The organism is Marinobacter sp. VGCF2001, assembly GCF_049943275.1.
In the GTDB taxonomy this organism is placed as follows: domain Bacteria; phylum Pseudomonadota; class Gammaproteobacteria; order Pseudomonadales; family Oleiphilaceae; genus Marinobacter.
The window spans coordinates 1-20,767 of sequence record NZ_JBNFVX010000002.1 but is presented as its reverse complement, the minus strand read 5'-3'; the positions used below and the strand labels follow the sequence as shown (position 1 = coordinate 20,767).

General features: G+C 61.0%; 16 protein-coding genes and 1 pseudogene. 15 read left to right on the top strand and 2 right to left on the bottom strand.

Annotation, left to right across the window (positions count from 1 at the left end):
* Nucleotides 1-8 precede the first annotated feature (8 nt).
* Both ACP2AU_RS03290 and ACP2AU_RS03285 read right to left on the bottom strand, forming a co-directional pair.
* Complete coding sequence (locus ACP2AU_RS03290; RefSeq protein WP_426374456.1) at nt 9-323, bottom strand: site-specific integrase; 315 nt, start codon at nt 321-323, stop codon at nt 9-11.
* 125 nt (nt 324-448) lie between these two features.
* Nucleotides 449-709 carry an acyl-CoA-binding protein gene (locus ACP2AU_RS03285; protein WP_426374454.1) on the bottom strand — a complete coding sequence of 87 codons (261 nt, stop codon included), beginning with the start codon at nt 707-709 and terminating at the stop codon, nt 449-451.
* A gap of 269 nt (nt 710-978) precedes the next feature.
* Here ACP2AU_RS03285 and tssB point away from each other — a divergent pair, with 269 nt between their 5' ends.
* The 15 genes and pseudogenes from tssB to ACP2AU_RS03210 form a co-directional block, all read left to right on the top strand.
* A complete protein-coding gene (tssB, locus tag ACP2AU_RS03280) occupies nt 979-1,476 on the top strand; it encodes a type VI secretion system contractile sheath small subunit (RefSeq protein WP_011787137.1) in 498 nt (165 codons plus the stop codon).
* Nucleotides 1,477-1,537: 61 nt separating this feature from the next.
* Nucleotides 1,538-3,019 carry a type VI secretion system contractile sheath large subunit gene (gene tssC, locus ACP2AU_RS03275; RefSeq protein WP_426374452.1) on the top strand — a complete coding sequence of 494 codons (1,482 nt, stop codon included), beginning with the start codon at nt 1,538-1,540 and terminating at the stop codon, nt 3,017-3,019.
* 3 nt (nt 3,020-3,022) lie between these two features.
* Nucleotides 3,023-3,460, top strand: coding sequence for a type VI secretion system baseplate subunit TssE (gene tssE / locus ACP2AU_RS03270; RefSeq protein WP_426374451.1), 438 nt, complete (start codon nt 3,023-3,025; stop codon nt 3,458-3,460).
* Between the two features lie 172 nt (nt 3,461-3,632).
* A complete protein-coding gene (gene tssF, locus ACP2AU_RS03265) occupies nt 3,633-5,405 on the top strand; it encodes a type VI secretion system baseplate subunit TssF (RefSeq protein ID WP_426374449.1) in 1,773 nt (590 codons plus the stop codon).
* A complete protein-coding gene (gene tssG / locus ACP2AU_RS03260) occupies nt 5,369-6,385 on the top strand; it encodes a type VI secretion system baseplate subunit TssG (protein ID WP_426374447.1) in 1,017 nt (338 codons plus the stop codon). The genes tssF and tssG overlap by 37 nt, the downstream gene beginning before the upstream one ends.
* A gap of 17 nt (nt 6,386-6,402) precedes the next feature.
* On the top strand, nt 6,403-7,710 hold the full coding sequence (gene tagH, locus ACP2AU_RS03255; protein WP_426374445.1) for a type VI secretion system-associated FHA domain protein TagH: 1,308 nt from the start codon (nt 6,403-6,405) through the stop codon (nt 7,708-7,710).
* A complete protein-coding gene (tssJ, locus tag ACP2AU_RS03250) occupies nt 7,707-8,240 on the top strand; it encodes a type VI secretion system lipoprotein TssJ (RefSeq protein WP_222447331.1) in 534 nt (177 codons plus the stop codon). The genes tagH and tssJ overlap by 4 nt, the downstream gene beginning before the upstream one ends.
* A complete protein-coding gene (gene tssK / locus ACP2AU_RS03245; RefSeq protein ID WP_228224233.1) occupies nt 8,240-9,574 on the top strand; it encodes a type VI secretion system baseplate subunit TssK in 1,335 nt (444 codons plus the stop codon). The genes tssJ and tssK overlap by 1 nt, the downstream gene beginning before the upstream one ends.
* Before the next feature lie 3 nt (nt 9,575-9,577).
* Nucleotides 9,578-10,399: a type IVB secretion system protein IcmH/DotU gene (icmH, locus tag ACP2AU_RS03240; protein WP_426374442.1), complete on the top strand. Its 822-nt coding sequence runs from the start codon at nt 9,578-9,580 to the stop codon at nt 10,397-10,399.
* Nucleotides 10,365-13,052, top strand: coding sequence for a type VI secretion system ATPase TssH (gene tssH, locus ACP2AU_RS03235; protein ID WP_426374441.1), 2,688 nt, complete (start codon nt 10,365-10,367; stop codon nt 13,050-13,052). Before icmH ends, tssH begins: the two co-directional genes overlap by 35 nt.
* Before the next feature lie 177 nt (nt 13,053-13,229).
* The gene (locus ACP2AU_RS03230; RefSeq protein ID WP_426375068.1) at nt 13,230-14,798 is read left to right on the top strand and encodes a sigma-54 interaction domain-containing protein; all 1,569 of its coding nucleotides are present in this window, start codon (nt 13,230-13,232) and stop codon (nt 14,796-14,798) included.
* Complete coding sequence (gene vasI / locus ACP2AU_RS03225; protein ID WP_426374440.1) at nt 14,795-15,430, top strand: type VI secretion system-associated protein VasI; 636 nt, start codon at nt 14,795-14,797, stop codon at nt 15,428-15,430. The genes ACP2AU_RS03230 and vasI overlap by 4 nt, the downstream gene beginning before the upstream one ends.
* An 11-nt stretch (nt 15,431-15,441) precedes the next feature.
* Entirely contained in the window at nt 15,442-16,893 is a 1,452-nt protein-coding gene (gene tssA / locus ACP2AU_RS03220) for a type VI secretion system protein TssA (protein ID WP_426374439.1), read from the top strand.
* Between the two features lie 27 nt (nt 16,894-16,920).
* Complete coding sequence (tssM, locus tag ACP2AU_RS03215) at nt 16,921-20,514, top strand: type VI secretion system membrane subunit TssM (protein ID WP_426374438.1); 3,594 nt, start codon at nt 16,921-16,923, stop codon at nt 20,512-20,514.
* 98 nt (nt 20,515-20,612) lie between these two features.
* Nucleotides 20,613-20,767: pseudogene (locus tag ACP2AU_RS03210) on the top strand (contractile injection system protein, VgrG/Pvc8 family); the annotation flags it as partial.

Sequence of the window (20,767 nt, the reverse complement as noted above, 5' to 3'; positions counted from 1 at the left end):
AGCCTGACTCAGGCCGCTGCGAAATCGGCGGCGAGGGCCTGCTTGCCAAGTACATCCTCGTAGAAAAAATTCAGGGCCTGGGTTGCCTGGTTCAGCCTGGCCCGAGACACCCGAATCTTTTCCTTCAGGTAGGACAGGAACAGTCTCTGCTCCTCTTCGCCCAGATCGTCCGGATCTTTCAGGTCATGAAACAGCACAAATCGGCTGATCCAGTGCAGGTAGGTTTGTTCTGTGCGTTGGTTCAAGTGGCGCTTGTGGACGGCGGCCCTTACCTGGCCAATCATGCCCGGGCGGGATTCCTCCAGAACCTCGATAATATCCATGATGGGTACTCGTTCAAAACGTGTTGTTGTTATGGTGCGCGCATCATATGACAAACGTTTGAACAGCGCAAAGCCGAAGGCAGGGGCAGCGCCCCGTTGCCGATGGAGGGCAGCGGGGCCGGGGATTACTTCAGGGATTCGAGCTTGTCGATGTACTGCTGCATGGCGTCGTCACTGGACATACCTTTCAGTTTTTCCCAGGCGTCGTATTTTGCGCGGCCCACAAAATCCATCATGCCCGGGCGTTTGCCACCGACGTCGCCGTCGGTTGCCTGCTTGTAAAGCGCGTAGAATTCCAGCTTGAGTTCGTTGGAGGGTTTGAAGTCTCCCTCCGCAGACTGGATGTAGTTCACCGCTTCGTCAAATTTTGCTTTCAGGTCACTCATGTTGTGTCTCCGTGGTGTTGGTGATTTTTTCCATTCGATGTGCCGCAGTATAGCGAGCCGGCCAGAAGGCGTCATTGACCGAAATAGCACTTGCGCAGTCAGATCGGCAGCCTGGCAAAAGTTTGCCCAAGCACACAGTTTGAGGTTTTTCTGGCCAGTTTTTGCTTGAGAACCCCCGGTGACCTGTGTACAGTTTCCCGCGTTGTCTGCCAGGACGGCAGGCACAAGGGATTGACACAATTGCAAATGATTTGCACAGGGAGCACGCCATGTCTGCCAAAGACGGTTCCGTCGCGCCGAAAGAGCGCATCAATATCAAGTATGTCCCCGCCACTGGCGATCAGCAGGCCGAAACCGAACTGCCACTGAAAATGTTCGTGGTTGGCGATTTCAAAGGCCATGCTGAAGAAACCCCCATTGAAGACCGCAAGGCCATTTCTGTCGACAAGAACAATTTCCGTTCTGTCATGAAGGAAGCCGGCCTGACGCTTTCTACCAGCGTTTCCAACAAGCTTGAAGACGGTGCGGACGATCTCCCCGTCAACCTGGAATTCCAGGGGCTTGAAGATTTTTCCCCAGACAGCATTGCCCGCCAGGTGCCCGAGCTCAAGAAGCTGATCGAGCTGCGCGAAGCTCTGGTTGCCCTCAAAGGCCCGCTGGGTAACGTGCCGTCGTTCCGTTCCAAGTTGCAGGAGCTGCTGGACAACGACGACGCCCGGGAAAAGCTACTGGCGGAACTCGAACTGGCCACTGACGGCGGCGAGTAAGCCTGACACGGGAAACCGGTCACTCACACCGATTATCAATCACGTACTGAAGGGATGTGGTATGTCTGATACTGCTGTGCAGCAATCTGCTGCCTCCGAATCCGCCGCTGATGGCTCTTTGCTTGACCAGGTGATGGCCAACAGCCGCATGGCTCCGGCCGACGAAGGCTACGACGTGGCCCGCAAAGGGGTGGCGACATTTATTGCCAACCTGTTGAACAGCGACGAAAAAGGCCAGCCGGTCAATAAGGCGCTGGTGGACCAGATGGTGGTCGAACTGGACCGCAAGATCAGCGCCCAGATGGATGAAATCCTGCATGCGCCGAAGCTGCAGGAGCTGGAATCCTCCTGGCGTGGTCTGAAGCTGATGGTTGATCGCACCGACTTCCGTGAGAACATCAAGGTGGACGTACTCCACGCCACCAAGCAGGAGCTGCTGGAAGACTTCGAGTTCGCACCCGATGTCACCCAGACCGGCTTTTACCAGCACATCTATTCGGCCGAGTATGGTCAGTTCGGTGGCGAGCCTGTGGGTGCCATCGTGGGCAATTATGCCTTCAGCCCGTCCACGCCGGATATGAAACTGCTGCAGTATGTGTCGTCGGTGGGTGCCATGTCCCACGCACCTTTCCTGTCGTCGGTAGCGCCGTCTTTCTTCGGTGTCGACAGCTACCAGGAACTGCCGGCCATCAAAGAACTGAGTGCCGTTTTCGAGGGACCGAAATACGCCAAGTGGCGCTCCCTGCGTGAATCCGAAGATGCCCGTTATCTGGGGCTGACGGCGCCGCGCTTCCTGTTGCGGGTGCCTTACGATCCCACTGAAAACCCGGTGCGCAGCTTCAACTATAAGGAAGATGTGTCCGGCGACCACGAGCACTATCTGTGGGGCAACACCTCGTATCTGCTGGCCACGCGCCTGACCGAGAGCTTCGCCAAGTACCGCTGGTGCCCGAACATTATCGGCCCCCAGAGTGGCGGTGCAGTGGAAGACCTGCCGGTGCATACCTTTGAGTCTTTCGGCCAGCTGGAAGCCAAGATTCCGACCGAAGTGCTGATCACCGACCGCCGGGAATACGAGCTGGCGGAAGAAGGTTTCATTGCACTGACCATGCGAAAAGGCAGCGACAATGCCGCATTCTTCTCGGCCAACTCGGTGCAGAAGCCCAAGCAGTTCCCGAATACCAAGGAAGGCAAGGAAGCGGAGACCAACTACAAGTTGGGCACCCAGCTGCCGTACATGATGATCGTGAATCGCCTGGCCCACTACATCAAGGTGCTGCAGCGCGAGCAGATCGGTTCCTGGAAGGAGCGCCAGGATCTGGAGCGGGAACTGAACACCTGGATTCGCCAGTATGTGGCAGACCAGGAAAACCCGCCGGCAGATGTGCGCAGCCGCCGCCCTTTGCGCGCCGCGAAAGTGGAAGTCTCCGATGTGGAAGGCGACCCGGGCTGGTACCAGGTATCCCTGGCCGTCCGGCCGCACTTCAAATACATGGGCGCCAACTTCGAGCTATCGCTGGTTGGCCGACTGGACAAGGATTAATCCGTGTTCGGTGGCCCCGGCACTGACGGCGTTCGCAACACCGGCAGCCTGTTTGAGAGGCTTGAACAGGCGGCCGCCCCGGCAGGGCAGGGCATGGGTGAGCTGACCCATGTGGTGGAATCCATCAAGCGCCATCTGGTGCGCCTGCTGAATGCTCATCCGGGCAACAGCGCCAGTGTGCCGGATCTCGGACTGCTGGATTTCAACGACGCCACCCTGGGTACCCATGATCTGAGTATCCAGATTCGCAGCGCCATCCGTCAGTGCATCGAGAAGTTTGAGCCGAGAGTAAAGCGGGTGGACGTGGTGGCCATGCCACCGGGCCCGGACCCGTTGCAGTTGAAGTTCCAGGTAACGGTTTACCTGAACGTTGCGGGAAGCGACGATCGGACAACCATAGACCTGGTTTTGGATGATAAGCGGTACTACCGGGTTGTTTAGACCTGGTGGTTGGAGGAGATGGAGACACTTTTCTTCTGGGAAAAAATAACTCGCTTTGCTCAGACATCTTTTTTCCCGCCAGAAAAGCATCCCCATCTCCTCCGGCCAACGTGAGTGGAATGCGGTCCGGATTATTCGGAGCCAGAAAGGAAGCAGACCAGGTGCAGTAAAAATGAAGTTGAATCGCTTTTACAGGGATGAGTTGAGCTTTCTGCGGTTGCAAGGCAGGGAATTTGCCGAAGCACACCCGCAGCTCACCCGCTTTCTGTCCGAACAGAGCACCGACCCGGACGTCGAGCGGCTGCTGGAAGGCTTCGCCTTTCTGACCGGCAAGCTGCGGGAAAAAGTTGAGGACGAGTTTCCGGAGCTGACTCATTCTTTGTTGAATATGCTCTGGCCCAATTACCTGCGGCCGGTGCCCAGCTGCACCATCATACGGTTTGATCCGCAGCTGCACGCCATCAGTGAACGCCAGGTTGTCGAGCGTCATACCGAAATCAAAAGCCGCCCGCTGGGGGATGGCAACCGTCAGACGCAGTGTCGGTTCCGTACCTGCCGCGCGGTGGATATCTTCCCGGTGAGCGTGGCCGAGGTGTATGCCGAGCATTCCCGGGAAGTATCCTCGGTCACCGTGGATCTGGCCCTGCACACCGACCAGCCGCTGGATGGCATCGGCCTGGAAAGCCTGCGTTTTTACCTGGGCGGCGACAATCATACGGCAGAGACCCTGTATCTTTGGCTGAATCATTACCTCACCCGAATGGAGTTGGTGATAGGCGACAGCGTGTTCAGTCTGCCGTCCTCGCTGTTACAGCCGGTTGGATTTGCCGCGGATGAGGCGATCCTGCCTTATCCCAAGAACGCCTACGCCGGTTACCGCATTATCCAGGAGTACCTGAGTTTTCCGGAGGCGTTCCGGTTTGTCGATATCGCCGGCCTGAAATCCCGATTGCCCGCGGTTCAGGCTGACGAAATCAGCCTGCGATTCCATTTCAGCCGGATTCTGCCACCGGATACACGGGTGACCCGGGATTCAATGCAGCTGTACTGCACCCCGGCGGTGAACCTGTTCAAACACGAGGGCGAGCCAGTGGACCTGAATGGCCGCCAGACCGAATACCGTATTTCACCATCCAGTCGTTGCCCTGAACACTACGAGGTATTCAGTATTGAGCAGGTCGAGGGCTGGCTTGAGGGGCGATCCGGACGAGGCGAGCCTCGCCTCTACACGGCATTCGAAAGCTTTCAGCATGAAGTCGAGCGGGATCGAGGCCGCACCGCGCTGTATTACCGGGTTCGCACCCGGGAGAGCGCGCGCGGCGATGGGTTTGATCACTATATGTCGTTTGTGCGCGGTGACGAAAGCGAGTGTCTGAACCGCCAGGAAGCGGTGTCGCTCACGCTCACCTGCACCAATCGTCAGTTGCCGCAGCAGTTAGCGGTGGGTGAGGTCTGCATGGCCACCGAGAGCACCCCGGCCTTTGCGGCGTTCAGTAATATCACGCGCCCGACGGCAACTCTGCGGCCGACGCTGGATGGCAGCCTGTTGTGGACGCTGATTTCCAACCTGTCGCTGAACTACCTGTCGATGCTGGACGTCGACGCGCTGCGCACCGTGCTTCGGGTGTATGACTTCCGGGCTCTGGTAGACCGTCAGGCCGAGCGGGTATCCCAGAAACGGCTGGCGGGGATCAGTGGCATCACCACCAAGCCGGTCGACCGGATGATCCGCGGGCTACCGGTGCGCGGTATTCGTTCGGAGCTCATGCTGGACCAGCAAGGGTTCGCCAGTGAGGGCGACCTTTACCTGTTCGGCACCGTGCTGAGCCAGTTTTTTGCGCTTTACGCGAGTATCAATGCTTTTCATCAGCTGGAAGTAGTGAATACAGATAATCAGGAACGGTACACATGGACGTTACAGCAAGGTCAGCAGCCGCTGATGTAGCCGGGCTGGAACCCGTTCTCGGCAACGCGCGGCGATACAGTTTTTTTCAGCTGGTGGATCTGATTCACCGGCATCATGGAGACGACCTGGAGCGCGGCGGGCACAACGAGCCTCGCCAGGAACGGATTCGGTTTTCGGCCTCGGCCGGGCTGGGTTTTCCCGGCAGTGATGTGGTATCGGCGTTGTCACCGGAACATGAACACGCACCTTACCAGATGGAAGTCAGCTTCCTCGGTTTGCATGGGTCCCAGTCGCCGCTGCCCGGTTATTACCTGGAGGATCTGGCCTGGGAAGCCGGGCAGAACCTTGGCGTGCGTCGGCATTTTCTGGATTTCTTTAATCACCGGCTGGTGACGCTGTTTCACCGGGCCTGGCGAAAATACCGGTATTACATCCGCTTTCAGCCCGGAGCCAGCGATGGCTTTTCGGAGCTGGTATTTGCTCTGACCGGTCTGGGGGACAGTCGGTTGCGTGAAGCGACGCCGGTGAACTGGTCCAAGATGCTGGCCTACGCGGGTTTGATGGCGGGCCGGAGCCGGTCGCCGGAGGTGGTCAGCGGCATTGTCGGGCACTGTTTCGATCTGGACGACGTCAGTATCGAACAGTGGGTGTTGCGCAAAGTGGACATTGCTCCGGATCAGCAAACCTCCCTGGGCCGGGCCAATGCCACCCTGGGTGAGGACACACTGGTGGGCTCACGCATCCGGGATCGCAGCGGCAAGTTTATTCTCCGGCTGCGCAATCTGACCCGGCAGCGGTTTGCGGATTTTCTGCCCAATGGCCGGGATCACCAACGCCTGGTCAAACTGGTGGAATTCGCTACCCGGGAGCAACTGGCCTATGACCTGGAGCTGCAAATGCGGCCCAAGGATATTCACCCCATACAGCTGGGGTCGGACGTTCGCCTGGGCTGGAATTCTTTTGTGACGCCGGATCGGGCCCGTGGGCGCCCGGCGGTGCGAATACAGATCAGACGTTAAGGCAGGGAGCCGGAGACGTGACACAAGAAGCAGAACTGACATTGGTGATCACCAACCCGACGGAAACCGGTGGTGGTGCCAGCATTGAACATAGCTTCGGAACCCGTGGCGGTTCCATCGGCACCGCGGCCAGCGACAGCTGGCAGCTTTCGCCTCACCGTACCGGCGCTGTCGCTGGCCATGCCGAGGTGCGTTACCTGGACGGTGGCTTCTGCCTGATTGATCGCAGTGGCCGGACCTACATCAACAGCAGCAGTCAGCCTGTGGGGCGGGGCCGTCGTGCCCGACTGAGCCACGGCGACACCGTGACCATAGGCCGCTACCAGATACGGGCCGAACTCTCCGGCGTCCCGGCGGCTGTCGGTGAAACCGACCACGACGCACGCGAAGATCATGCTCTGGTGGATGCGGCAGAGAATGGTTTACGGCATGCCGCTAACGAACAGAACCGGCCTGAAGGTCGCGAGCCTCTGGAGGGTTTGCAGCCGGCAGCCGGCGATCCGGTCAGCTGTGATCCGCTGGCGCCCTGGCAGCAAAAACCGACGCGCCCGGACGAGGAGGCTCCCGAGCTGCTGGCCAGCGACCAGGCCTGGTTTGCCCGTTCGGCTGAGGTTAGCGATGAGTACCGGGAGAACCGGGATGTGGCCATGGGTCTGCCGGTCACCCCACAACGCGAGCATAAGGAACGACAGGGAATGTCCGAAACGACACGAAACATGCGGGAGGTCAGCCGCCAGCACATCAGTGGTGCACCACTGCTCCGGGGGCTGGACGCGGATATTGATTTTGCCGACAGCGACGAAATGCGGCTGTTTCTGGAGGAAGCCGGCCAGACCCTGAAGGCAACGGTGGAAGGATTACTGGCGCTGCATCAGGGCGAAGACAGCCGTCACCAGGCGCTGCGCACCCGCTTGCAGCCCATCGAGGACAACCCGCTGCGGCTGGCCAACGACTATCCGGACACCATTCAGACCCTGTTTGCCGCCCAGCGCAGCCCGGTGCATCTGTCGGCCCCCGCCGCTGTCCGTGAGAGCCTGGAAAGCCTGAATCACCACCAGCAGGCCACCCGTGAAGCCATTCGCGAGGCGCTGGAAGCCATTCTGCACGCCTTCTCACCGGAAGCCTTGTTGCGCCGGTTTCACGGCTATCGCCGTGGTTTGCAGGACAACGAAGACGAGGGCCGCTGGGCCTGGGATATGTACCAACACTATTACCGTGAACTGAAATCCAGTCGTCAGCAGGGTTTCGAACGCCTGTTCCAGGAAGTGTTCGACCAGGCTTATGACCAACACTTGCGCCAATTACAGAGGGAGAAACTGTTGTGAAGTACTGCAAATGGAGCTTGCTGGTTGTTGCTTTGATTCTGGCGGGGTGTAGCACCCCTTACAACGCGGTGACCAAGACCGCCAAGGTGCTCTGGGATCCTGATATTCCTGTTGGCTACCCGGAAGATCTGCCCAGCCGGGTGGATCTGACCATGCTGGCGGAACCGAACGTGAACCCGAACGAATCCCTGGCGCCCACCCCCATTGCGTTTCAGGTGATTGAACTGCGGGACAGCTCGCTGCTGATGGCGGGCGATTTCGACCAGCTGTTGAACGACCTGGAGGACTCTCTGGGCCAGAACTACGTGGACCATAGCGATTACAGTCTGGTGCCTGGTCAGTTCAAGTTTGTCGAGCCGTTCGAGGTCAGCGAAGACACCCGCTACATCGCCGTGATCGCTTTCTACGCCTACCCGAACCTGTCCCAGTGGAAAAAAGTGGTGAAGGTCGACCCGATTGGCGGACGGTATCACCTGCTGGTGAACCTGCGCGAACGTGAAGTGCAACTCAGACGGTCGGATGAAAGCTAATGGCAGTCACGAATCGAGTGGTCTGGAGTGATGGGCTGTTCATCAAACCCCAGCACTTCCAGCAACAGCAACGCTATCTGGAACACCAGATCAACGAACGGGCTCTGGCCGTCTCGGACTACCTGTTCGGGTTCAGTGATCTGGAGCTCAATGCCGAATACCTGAGTTTTGGCCGGGTCGGACTGGTGCGGGCCTCCGGACTGTTTCCGGACGGAACCCGGTTCAACCTGCCCCAGGACGACGTGATGCCGGAGCCGCTGGAGATCACCGATGCCTCGGTGGCCAACCAGGTGGTCTATCTGGCTTTACCTCTGGGCAGCGATAGCCTGGCCGAAGTCGAATGGCCGGAAGCGCCCGTGGCCGGCCGGTTCCAGGCGCAGCCGGTGGAAGTGCGGGATCTGCATTCCATTGACGGCGATGCTCACACCATCGATGTGGGGCGGGTGGCTCCGCGCCTGATGCTGGAGCGGGAAGATCGCAGTGCCTATGCGGCACTGGCCATTGGCCGGATTCTGGAAAAACGTCCCGATGGCAGCCTGGTGATGGACCCGAACTTCCTGCCGACCATGCTCAGTGTGCGCTCGGCGCCAAGGCTTCAGCGCTTTGTCGGCGAAATGGCGGGTTTGATGCAGGAACGGGCCCGAAACATTGCCGAACGGGTGGGCGCGCCCGGGCAGGGTGGTGTCGCCGATGTCTCGGATTTCATGCTGCTGCAGATGCTGAACCGGGCGCACCCGCGCTTCATGCACCTGGCACGGCTGCGTCAGTTGCACCCGGAGCGTTTGTACGAAGCGCTTCTGGAGCTGTGTGGCGAGCTGGTCACCTTTACCGATGAAAGCCGTTTGCCGAGGGAATTCACCCCTTACGATCACGATCTGCCGGAAGCCTGTTTCAGCCCACTGATGCAGATTCTGCGGCAGGCGTTGAGCACGGTCCTGGAACCCCGGGCACTGTCGATTGCCCTGCAGCAGCGCCAGTACGGACTCACTGTTGCACCGGTTCAGGATGGCCAGTTGATGAACGACGCCGAATTCATTCTGGCGGTCAAAGCCGATATGCCACTGGACGACCTGCGCAAACAGTTTGTTCAGCAGTGCAAGGTGGCCTCTGTGGAGAAGATTCGGGATCTCATCAGCCTCCAGCTGCCGGGCATCCCACTGTCGGCACTTCCGGTGGCCCCGCGTCAGTTGCCCTACCACGCCGGCTTTGTGTATTTCCGATTGGACGATCAAAGCCAGGCCTGGCAGATGCTGGACAACGCCAGTGGATTTGCCTTCCACGTGGCGGGCAGCTTCCCGGGGCTGGAGATGCAATTCTGGGCAATCAGGAGCTAAATCATGGCAGATGCACCGGTAATGGACAGACCAGATAACACCAGGGATTCGGGTGATCGTGCATTCAGCGACCTTTTGTTTGCCGATAGCGGCGCCGGCCAGTCGCCGGTTGAATCCGATGACAGCAGCTTCCAGCTTCGTGGCCTGGAAGATAACCGGCTGATTGACGCCGCCACCCCGCTGCTGGGACTGGTTATTCGGGTGCGGCGACTGGCGGATTTCCGCGAGGTGGAAACCCTGTACCAGCAGGTAGTGGACGAAGTCGCCGCCGTTGACCGGGAACTGGTGGAGCAGGGCTATGAGCGCCCGACGGTGGTGGCCTACCGCTACGTGCTTTGCGCCTTCATCGACGAGGCTGTGCTGGGTACCGACTGGGGCGCCCACAGCGTATGGTCTCAGCATTCGCTGCTCAGCCGATTCCATAACGAAACCTGGGGTGGCGAAAAGGTGTTTGCCATCCTGGCCCGCATGGAAAAAGAGCCGGCCCGCTACCGGGACATGCTTGAGTTCATCTATCTGTGCCTGTGTCTGGGTTTTGAGGGTCGCTACAAGGTCATGGAAAACGGTCGGGACGAATACGAACAGGTGGTTCGTGGCCTCTATGACCAGCTTCGCGAACTGCGTGGCGACCGCGACACCCGGCCGCTGGCCGACGCTACGGAAAACCTGATGCCGGCCCGCAACCGCCTGCGCAGCGGCCTGCCTTTGTGGGGTATTGGTGGCCTGTTCGTGGCGGCCATGACCGGGATCTATTCGCTCTATAACATGGCGCTGAACGAACGCATCAGGGATGTGCTCAGCGTTCTGGAACAACTACCGAAATAAGGACATCACTGTGATTCGGGTAGAACTGCCGGCGCTGATCGGGCGCCTTAACGACATTTCACGCCAGGCTCTGGAAGCCTCCGCGGCCCTGTGCATCAGCCGTCAGGGCGCCGAGATTACCCCGGCGCACCTGCTGTTCAAACTGCTGGAAACGCCGTTCTCGGATGTGCGCCAGATTCTGGAACACACCGGCATCAACCACCAGCAACTGCAACCCGTGGTGGGTGACAGCCTGAACGGCGAACCTCAGACCGCCGAACCGTATCCGTCGTTCTCGCCGCTGCTGGTAGAACTGATGCAGGACGCCTGGCTGCTGGCCTCCACCGAACTCGGCCATACCGAACTGCGTTCCGGTGCGGTATTTCTGGCCCTGCTGATGAACGCCGACCGCTACCTGATGCCCCGGGTGGCCCAGGCGCTGGTGGACATCAACCGGGAACAGCTTCGCAAGCAGTTTGATCGGGTCACCGAGGGTTCTGTGGAGCGTCCGCAGCTGGCCGAAAACGGCGGTGCCAAACCCGCGGTTGAAGCCGATATGGACCCGCTCAAGCGCTACGCCACCGACTTCACCAAGCTGGCCCGGGACGAAAAGCTGGACCCGGTGGTGTGTCGGGATGCCGAAATCGACCAGATGATCGATATCCTCTGCCGTCGCCGCAAGAACAACCCCATTGTGGTGGGCGATGCCGGTGTGGGCAAAAGCGCCGTGGTGGAAGGCCTGGCCCTGCGCATCGTCAACGGCGACGTGCCGGACCGCCTGAAGAGCGTCGAACTCTGGACCCTGGACATGGGCGCCCTGCAGGCCGGTGCCTCGGTGAAGGGCGAGTTTGAAAAACGCCTGAAGGGTGTGATCGAAGCCGTGAAAGGTTCGGCCACCCCGATCATTCTGTTCATCGACGAAGCCCACACCCTGATCGGTGCCGGTAACAGCGAAGGTGGCTCCGATGCTGCCAACCTGCTGAAGCCAGCCCTGGCCCGGGGTGAGCTGCGCACCATCGCCGCCACCACCTGGCGCGAGTATAAGAAATACTTCGAAAAAGACCCGGCTCTCAGCCGCCGGTTCCAGCCGGTGGCTCTGGACGAGCCCACACCGGGCGAAGCCGTGCACATCCTTCGTGGCCTGCGCACGGTCTACGAAAAAGCCCATCAGGTACTGATCGCCGACAGCGCCCTGAAAGCCGCCGCGGAAATGTCTGCCCGTTACCTGGCCGGTCGCCAGCTGCCGGACAAGGCCATCGACGTGCTGGATACCGCCTGCGCCCGGGTCAGCCTGAACCTGAGCACACCGCCACGCCGTCTCAGCCACGTGCGCAGTGAACTGCACCAGCTGGCCATGGAGCAGGAGCTTTTGAGCCGGGAACACACGCTTGGCCAGAACGTGGATGCCGAGCGGGAACAGGCCCTGGAGCAGAAGATTGCCGACCTGACTGCCGAATCCGGCGCGCTGGAACAAAGCTGGAATGACCAGAGGGAGCTTGTTGCCCGGCTGGTCGAGATCCGTGAACAGCTGTTGGCGGGGGATGTCGAGGGCGAAACCGCTGATGACGCTGCTGTTGAGATGGCCGAGAGCGATCACGAAGAACGCCCGGACCTGAAAAGCGAAGCCGCCGCCATCGAACAGGAACTGGCCGAACTCCAGGCCGATGAACCGCTGGTACACGCCCGGGTGGACGCACGCCAGGTAGCTGAAGTCATCGCCGACTGGACCGGCATTCCGGTGAACCGCATGACCACCGACGAGCTGGAAAAAATTACCCACTTGCCGGCATACCTGCAGGCCCATATCAAAGGCCAGAACACGGCCATCGAGTGCCTGCACCAGCATTTGCTCACCGCTCGCGCCGACCTGCGCCGCCCGGGTCGCCCGATGGGCGCCTTCCTGCTGGTGGGCCCTAGTGGCGTGGGTAAAACCGAAACCGTGGTGCAGCTGGCAGAACTGCTGTACGGCGGCCGCCAGTTCCTCACCACCATCAATATGTCCGAGTACCAGGAGAAGCACACCGTCTCCCGGTTGATCGGTTCGCCCCCGGGTTACGTCGGCTTCGGCGAAGGCGGCATTCTCACCGAAGCCATCCGCCAAAAGCCTTATTCCGTGGTGCTGCTCGACGAAGTGGAAAAAGCCCACCCGGAAGTGCTCAACCTGTTCTACCAGGCCTTCGACAAAGGCGAACTGGCCGACGGCGAAGGCCGGTTGATCGACTGCAAAAATGTGGTGTTCTTCCTGACCTCCAACCTCGGCTTCCAGACCATCGTCAACCACGCCGAAGAGCCGGAGCGAATCGAAGAAGCCCTGTACCCGGAACTGGCCAACTTCTTCAAGCCGGCATTGCTGGCGCGGATGGAAGTTGTGCCCTACCTGCCGCTGGGCGAAGACACCCTCAACCGCATCGTCGACGACAAACTCCAGCGCCTGGCTGACCAGATCAAAGCCCGCTACCACACCGAGGTATCACTGGAAGACGGCCTGACCGAAGCCATCCGCAGCCGCGCCACTCGCAGTGAAAACGGCGCCAGAATGCTGGAGTCGATCATCGAAGGCGAACTGCTGCCACCGGTGTCGCTGGCGCTGCTGGAAAAACTGGCGGCCAGGGAGCCGGTGACGAAGGTCTCACTGGGTGTGAGCGACAACAAGTTCACGGGCATAGTTGACTGACAGCTAACTCGAACGGAGCGTAGCCTGCGGGGTGGCTTTTCAAAACCCTGCGGAGCCATGGATGGCGGAGCGGAGCGTACAAGGATGTATTCACAGCGTGTTTTGGAAAGCCACCCCGCAGGATGCGCGGGCGACGATCTCCTAAGTAATTATTCAGGGAATGGAAGCATGGGAAGGATGCAGAAGGAACTGCACACCGGCATCGATTTGGCGGTGGCCCTGATCAAACAGGACACCCTGCCAGCGCTGTTGAACACCGCCACCCGCCAACTCGAAAACGCCTTCGGGCTCAGCAAATGCTGGGCTCTGGAACTCGACCTCAGCGGCCGCACCCTGCACTGTGCAAAACTTGGCGACGACAGCGGCGAATTCGACTGCAATGACTTCAGCCACCCCTTTGCCCACGTACTGCAAACCGGCCAGCCCCGGGAACTCACCCGTGCCGCCAGCTATCGCCTGGACCATACTGGCTTCCAGACCCTGCTGGAACTGAGCGGGCGCCCACGGAGCTTCTGGCTGGAACCGCTCAAGGGAGACGATGGCCGCACACTGGGAGTGCTCGTCATGTGCGGCGACCACTCCGACTGGCAAACTATCGTTACCCAGCCACTCTACAGCGGCCTGAAACACCTGCTGGTGCATCAGTGGATCAGTCAGCTGCAAACCCGTGACCAGGTGTGGCAGCGGCGACTGCTGAAACGTTCTCTTGACCACCTGCACGATGCAGAAACCCTGCGCCAGCGCTGTGATCAGTTGGCGCAGACCCTGGTGGGCAACTCTGATGCCATGACTCATCTTCGGGCGCAAGTGGTGCGAGCCGCAGGCAGCCAGCTGTCGGTGTTGATCCAGGGCGAAACCGGTTGCGGCAAAGACGTGGTGGCCCGGGGCATTCACGACCTGTCAGACCGTGCCAGCGCCCCTCTGGTGGTGGTCAACTGCGCCGCCATCCCCGATACCCTGCTGGAAAGTGAACTGTTCGGGCATACTAAAGGCGCCTTCTCAGGAGCGGATCAGGCCAAAGAAGGCCTGCTGGCCCAGGCCAGTGGCGGCACCCTGTTTCTGGACGAAATCGGCGATATGCCCCTGGCATTGCAATCGAAACTGCTGAGAGTGTTGGAAAGCCGGCGGTTCCGGCCATTGGGTGCCCGGGAAGAACAGCACTCGGATTTCCGCCTGGTGGCGGCCACCCACCAGCCACTGCAGGAAGGCATTGAAGAGGGCCGGTTCCGCCGGGATCTGTTTTACCGGCTCAGCCAGTTCCCTCTGCGGGTTCTCCCCTTGCGTGAACGCCTTGAGGATCTGGAGGCGCTCAGTCGCTATTTCATCCGACTGTACACCGAGCGAGAGGGCAGCGGCCCGCTGGGGATCAGCAGCCATGCGCTGGGTTCGCTGGCTGCCTACCATTTTCCGGGCAACGTCCGGGAACTGCGCAACATCATCGAGCTGGCCTGCCTGCAAACCCCAGCCGGGGACGATATTCAGGCAGAGGTACTGCGCCTGCATGACCTGTTCGACGAAGGCCCGGATTCGACGCTGACGTTCGTGGAGGCCAAAGCCGTCCCGGGGGTGCCCCCAACCGACGATATCCGGGACCTGAAAGCGGCTGCCCAGGCCTTTGAGGCAACCATCATCCGCGAACGCCTGCGCCAGTATGGCGGCAACCGCGCCCAGGCGGCCGAAAGCCTGGGTTTGCCGAAACGCACCCTGGCCCACAAATGTCTGAAGTATCAGGTAACCGACGTATGACCCTGAAAGACCCACACCGATTACTTTTGATGGCGCTCCTGTTGGTGAGTGCCAGCAGCTGGGCCGATACCCGCCTGGAAGAGGCCAGGGCCTGCACCGGGGAACCGAACCGGTTGGAACGTCTGGCCTGTTTTGATGAGGTGTTCGGTACGCCGCTGGCCCGATACGAGGCTGGCCGGCATCCGGCGTTGGTGAATCAGTCGGAGCGCTGGCGCCGGGTGTTTGCCCAGGCCAGCGGAATCGAGGCCGGCGGCGTGGTCTATCGCGACACCGGCAGCGCGGCTGGTCATCTGGTGACAGTCACAGCACTGGGGGTAAAGCCTCCCCGGCCGGTGCTGTCGCTGCAATGCCACAACAACATCACCGAGCTGGCCATCATGCTGCCGGAGCCGCTGGACCGTGAGCGGGTTGAGGTAAGCCTGGGCCCCCACCGTTCCCATTGGCGGGTTCGGGACGAAGGCCTGGTGGTCAGCTCGGGGCGTGGCCTGCCGGCCATTCGCACCGTACTGGATGTGGTCAATCGGCCCGATGTGCGCCTTCAGGCGGGGGTTCGCGAGCTCGACGGCCTGCTGTTCGACCTCAATGGCTTCGCGGAGGCGATCAAGCCTTTGCGCCAGGCCTGTGGCTGGTAAGGAGTGATGGTATGCAGGTGATTGAACAACATCCCTATGTTGACCAGGTACTGACTCCGATTCCGGGCGACACCGGGGTGGGCGAAAGCCTGGCCGAAGACAGTACGCTGGAGTTTCTGGAAGACGAGATCATGAAAGTCGGGTCGCTGGCCCACAACGACATCGACTGGCCCAAGGTGGAAAGCGAAGCGTTGAAACTGCTGGCGGATCGCAGCAAGGACCTCAAGGTGCTGGGGTTCGTCATGCTCAGCCTGCAGCGCGGCGGCGATGGTGAACGGTTTGCCCTGTCGCTGTACCTGCTGCACCGGGTGCTGGACGACTGGTGGGAGAATGCCTGGCCCTATCCCGGTGCCAAGGGCCAGCGGGCGCGCAAGATGCTGTTCACCCAGATGTTGCAGCGGGCGCTGAAAGCGGTCGAAGGTCTGAGCTTTGATGCCAGTGTGGGCGACGGTCGTCAGTTCTGCCTGGAACTGGCTGAACAACTGGACGCCCAGGCCAGAGACCGTGACTTGCCCGGCGATGCGCTGTTTGACCTGAAACGTGCCGTGGAAAAGCTGCCCGGGCCGGACCAGGCCCCGCCCCCCCAGACCGCTTCCGAAAGCCCCTCGGCAACCCGGCAGGAGAGCCAGGCCAGCTCCTCGCTCCCCGGTTCAACCAGCGCCAACGCCACGGCCGCGTCGCTGGGCAACCTGACGCTCGACCCCGGTAACGAGAGGGCAACCCGGCAAAGCCTGCTCAAGGTTGCCGAGTTGTTGACCGGTAACGAACCGGACAACGCCCTGGGCTACCGCGTGCGCCGGTATGCCATCTGGCAGAGTATCACCAGCCTGCCGCCCACCCGGGATGGCAAACGCACCGATCTGGCCGCCGTAAGCGCGGACCGGGTAGCCGATTATCAGGAAGCACTGGAGAAAACGCCGGACCTTGAACTGTGGCAGCGCATTGAGCAAAGCCTGTCGGTCAGCCCGTTCTGGCTGGATGGCCACTGGTTGAGCGCCCGGGCGGCCATGGCTCTCGGCCATACCGGGTGCGCCGAGGCCATACGGGAAGCCCTGAAAGCGTTTGTCGATCGCCTGCCATCACTGGCCGAGCTCACCTTCAACGATGGCACGCCGTTTCTCAGTGACGATGGCGCGGACTGGTTACACAGCGCTCCCGCCGCCGGCAAAGGAGCAACCGGGGCAGGCGCCAACCCCTGGGAACAGGCGTTCGACAGCGCATGGGAACTGGTTCGGCAGAACAAACTGGCACCCGCCATGGAACTGCTGGAGCAGGGGCTGGCTGATGCCCGGGAGCCGCGGGAGCGTTTCTACTGGCGCCTGGCCACGGCCCGGCTGCTCAAAGAAGCCGGTCTGAAAGCCCTGGCCGCCGAACAGATTCAGGATCTGAATAACCAGATCCAGGGGCGGGTTCTCGAGGACTGGGAACCGGCTTTGATCAAACAACTGGAACGACTGGCGTAACGCCCGCAAGACGCAACGAACGCAGGAATGGAAACCATGTGGAGAAAAGCATTACTCATTGGTCGTTGGCTGCTGCCTTACATCCGCAGCGCCGCTCCCGTCACTCTGGCGCTGGGGGTGATTGCCCTGCTGGTGGCTACCTGGTGGCTGGGGCCGCGCCTGGAAATCAAGGGTGAATACCCGTTGATGGCCTGGCAGATGCGTGCTCTGGTCACCCTGGGGGTCGTGCTGCTGGTGGTGATGGTCTGGGGGGCCGTGCTGGCCCGTCGCCTGGGTAAGGTGAACCAGGCCAAGGCCGACGAGCAGCGGGAGCAGGAAGACCCGATTCTGCCCATGGAGCGTCGTCAGCAGCGGCTGCTGGACCGCCAGTTACAGGCGTTGAAAAGCAATCTGCCGGGTCGCAAGGGGCTGTACCGCTTGCCCTGGTATCTGGTGATGGGCCTGGAAGATGCCGGCAAGACCAGCCTGATCCAGCGGGCCGGGCAAACCTATACCCTCACCAACGTCACCCGTAACAACCGGGGCGACCGCAACCCGTTCAGTTTTGACTGGTGGATTGGCGACAACGGGGTGCTGATCGACCCGGATGGTGAACTGCTGAGCCAGAACCAGGGTGAGGGTGCTACCGGGGAAATCCAGAGCCGGCTTTGGCACCACTTTATCGCCTGGCTGGAACGCAGTCGGCCCCAGCGGCCACTCAATGGCGTGATTCTGGCGGTGGATCTCGCGCGCCTGAGTACTGCAAACGAACAACAGCGCGAAGCCCATGCCATTTTACTGCGCACCCGCCTGCGGGAGCTGATGGAGCAGCTGGGTTCCCGCCTGCCGGTGTATGTCACGTTCACCAAGATGGACCTGATGTACGGCTTTGCGCCCTTTGTGCGAAGCCTCAACAAAGCCGAGAAAGATCAGGCTCTGGGATTCACCTTCCGGCTGGATAGCCAGCAGGACCAGGACGAGTGGCTGGAGCAGTTTGCTGAACGCTACGCGGGGATGGTGGAGGAGCTCACAAGCCGCCTGCCGGACGTATTGGCCAGCACCCGGGATAGCGAAGAGCGGGCGGCTGTCTATTCCTTTACCCGTCAATTGGCGGGCCTGAAACCGGCCATGGAGCAATTTCTGACCAACGTACTGTCGGCGGATGCCTTTTCCACGCCGGCGTTGGTGCGCGGCACCTATTTCACCTCGGTGTTGCAGGAAGGCGTTCCGGAAGATGCCTTTGTCTCGGCGGCAGCCCGCAATTACCAGATGTCCGGCCCGATCCAGCCGGCCCAGCGGGGTGGGCAGTCGGCGAGCCTGTTCACCAAAGGCCTGTTCCCCGAGATCATCTATCCGGAAGCGGGCCTGGCCGGGGATAACCGGCGCGTGGTGCGCCAGCGACACCGTCGTGTAGCCGTTGCTGCCGTTATTGCGGTTGCGGGCGGCGTGGGCATGACTGCGGGCTGGCAGCATTACTTTATCCAGAACGCGGAAGCCGCCGCCCAGGTGGAAAACCGGGTAAACAGTTACCTCAACGACTGGCAGCCCGTGGGCTATGAACCGGACAGCACTGGCCGCAACCTGTTGCGACCTCTGGATGAATTGAGGGAGGCCACCCTGGCCTTTGGCGATTATCGCCAGGAATGGCCGCTGGTCTCTGATATGGGCTTGTATCAGGGGCACAAGGTGGGCCCGGAAGTGGATGAGGCGTATCTCAATATGCTGGCCTACCAATATCTGCCGGCCCTGATGTTTGGCGTGATGGAAGAAATGGGCCGGGCGCCGGACAACAGCACGGAGCGGCTCGAACACTTGCGCGTTTTGCGGATGCTGTACGACGCCAGCGGCCGCCGAACCGACATTGTGTCCGGGTATATGCGTGAGTATTGGCAAACTCGCTTTCCGGGCCAGCGTGAGGTGCAGAATCGCCTGTACGGGCACCTGCAATACGCCATGGCCCATACCGATCTCTCGGATCTGGCCGCCAACGGCGACACCACCGCCACCATGGCGTTGGCGCCGTTTCGAAGCAGTGTCGAGTGGGCGCAACACGAGCTGGGCCGTATCAGTACCTCCGACCGGGTTTACCGTGAACTGGAGAACGAAGCCAGCCGCGACTTCCCGGCACCGCTGGAATTGGCCCGTAGCTCCGGCCCGGCGTTCTCCACGGTGTTCACACGCCTGGACAGCTACGGCGAGCCGCTTGCCGAAAGCGTGCCCTCAGCACAGGACCCGCTGTCCATACCGGCGTTGCTGACCCGGGAAGGGCTGGAAAAGTGGTTCCTGCGTGAGTCGGGTTCGGTCACCGAACTCGCCCTGATTGATGCCTGGGTACTGGGGCGCCGCGACAATGTCGACTTCAGCAAGGCCGACGAAGCCGAATTGCTGGCGAGCCTGCAAACCCTGTATGCCGAGCAATATGCCGAGACCTGGCGCACGGCGCTCAGCCGGCTGGATATCCACCGGTTCGAGGATCTCAATCATGGCGTGCGTATGCTGGACAGCCTGACCAGCGGCCATCAGCCACTGGCCCGATTGCTGGCCCAGGTGCGGGAAAACACCCGCCTGATCCCGGTGGGTGAAGGCGAAGCGGAAGCCGCCCGCCAGTTGCTGGCGCAGTCCCCCCATTACCGCATGCTGCAGGACATCGAGCGTCAGTTTGGCGACCTGAACCAGCTGACCCGCGAACAGGGTGAAGGCCCCTCCGGCCTGGAGGAAGTGATGCTGGTGGTCACAGAACTGCATGAGTATATGCGCAACATTCAGGAATCGCCGGATACCGGCAAAGCCGCCCTCACTGCGGCCCGGGCGCGCATGGGTCTGCAGGGCGCTGACCCCATCTTCACCCTGCAGCGCATGGCTGGCCATCAACCGGAACCGCTGAACCGGATACTCAACCGCCTGGCCACCGAAAGCTGGCGGGTGATTCTGGACAGTGCCGTCGCCCAGCTGGAGCGTGACTGGTACCGGGAAGTTTACCAGCCGTTCCAGCAAAACCTGGCCCGGCACTATCCGTTCAAGCGTGGCGCAGGGCGAGATGCGGCATTGCAGGATTTCGAGCGATTCTTCGCCCCGGACGGCATTCTGGAAACCTTTTACAACAACAACCTGAAGCTGTTCCTGGAAGATCACCCGGAACACGTGGGTGACGCCCGCCGGGCCAGCCTGGTGCGCCGGGATGTGGTGGCTGCACTGGACCGTGCCCGGCAGATTCGCCAGGCCTTCTTCACCCGCAGCGGCACGCTGGATGTGGAATTCGCGCTGGAGCCGCTGAACCTGAGCAACAACAAGCGTCGCTCCGTGGTGAACATCGACGGCCAACTGGTGGAATTCTCCCACGGCCCCAGCCAGAGCGTTCCGCTGGTCTGGCCGAATACCCTGCGGGACACCGTGGAGAGCCGGGTCACGCTGGTGCCGATTCAGGTAAACCGCTCGCCCCGGAGCATTTCCGAGAGTGGTCCCTGGGCCTTGTTCCGGTTGTTGGGCAAAGCCGACATTGCCGGCGTCAGCAGCAATGCGGTGGATGTGAAGTTCACCGTGGATGACGGCGAGATGCGATACCGCCTGCACGCGGCCAGCAACACCAACCCGTTCACAGAGCAGTTGCTCTCAGGGTACCGCATACCCCGCAGCTTGTATTAGACTGTCTGCCGGCGCACGTGAGGATCACGGGTGCCGGCAACCCGACACCGGGAGCGTGCGGGTACAAAGGAAATATTTAATCTTCAGGGACCGAAGTCATGCCCCAGGCAAGCGGATTGCAGTTCACCGCCCGTGTAGGCGAATTCCCCTCAGATCACTTTGTCGTGGTTGGCTTTGCGCTGACCGAACGGCTGTCTGATCTGTTCCATGGCCGCTTACAGCTGGCCAGCACCGACCCGGATGTGGCCGCCGC

What these genes read in the sequence shown, in the direction of transcription:
- tssF (WP_426374449.1), top strand. Translation starts at nt 3,633, where the DNA reads ATGAAGTTGAATCGCTTTTACAGGGATGAGTTGAGCTTTCTGCGGTTG.
- tssM (WP_426374438.1), top strand. Translation starts at nt 16,921, where the DNA reads ATGGAAACCATGTGGAGAAAAGCATTACTCATTGGTCGTTGGCTGCTG.
- ACP2AU_RS03285 (WP_426374454.1), bottom strand. Translation starts at nt 709, where the DNA reads ATGAGTGACCTGAAAGCAAAATTTGACGAAGCGGTGAACTACATCCAG.
- tssK (WP_228224233.1), top strand. Translation starts at nt 8,240, where the DNA reads ATGGCAGTCACGAATCGAGTGGTCTGGAGTGATGGGCTGTTCATCAAA.
- tssB (WP_011787137.1), top strand. Translation starts at nt 979, where the DNA reads ATGTCTGCCAAAGACGGTTCCGTCGCGCCGAAAGAGCGCATCAATATC.
- ACP2AU_RS03230 (WP_426375068.1), top strand. Translation starts at nt 13,230, where the DNA reads ATGCAGAAGGAACTGCACACCGGCATCGATTTGGCGGTGGCCCTGATC.
- tssG (WP_426374447.1), top strand. Translation starts at nt 5,369, where the DNA reads ATGGACGTTACAGCAAGGTCAGCAGCCGCTGATGTAGCCGGGCTGGAA.
- tssH (WP_426374441.1), top strand. Translation starts at nt 10,365, where the DNA reads ATGTGCTCAGCGTTCTGGAACAACTACCGAAATAAGGACATCACTGTG.
- tssA (WP_426374439.1), top strand. Translation starts at nt 15,442, where the DNA reads ATGCAGGTGATTGAACAACATCCCTATGTTGACCAGGTACTGACTCCG.
- ACP2AU_RS03290 (WP_426374456.1), bottom strand. Translation starts at nt 323, where the DNA reads ATGGATATTATCGAGGTTCTGGAGGAATCCCGCCCGGGCATGATTGGC.
- vasI (WP_426374440.1), top strand. Translation starts at nt 14,795, where the DNA reads ATGACCCTGAAAGACCCACACCGATTACTTTTGATGGCGCTCCTGTTG.
- tssC (WP_426374452.1), top strand. Translation starts at nt 1,538, where the DNA reads ATGTCTGATACTGCTGTGCAGCAATCTGCTGCCTCCGAATCCGCCGCT.
- icmH (WP_426374442.1), top strand. Translation starts at nt 9,578, where the DNA reads ATGGCAGATGCACCGGTAATGGACAGACCAGATAACACCAGGGATTCG.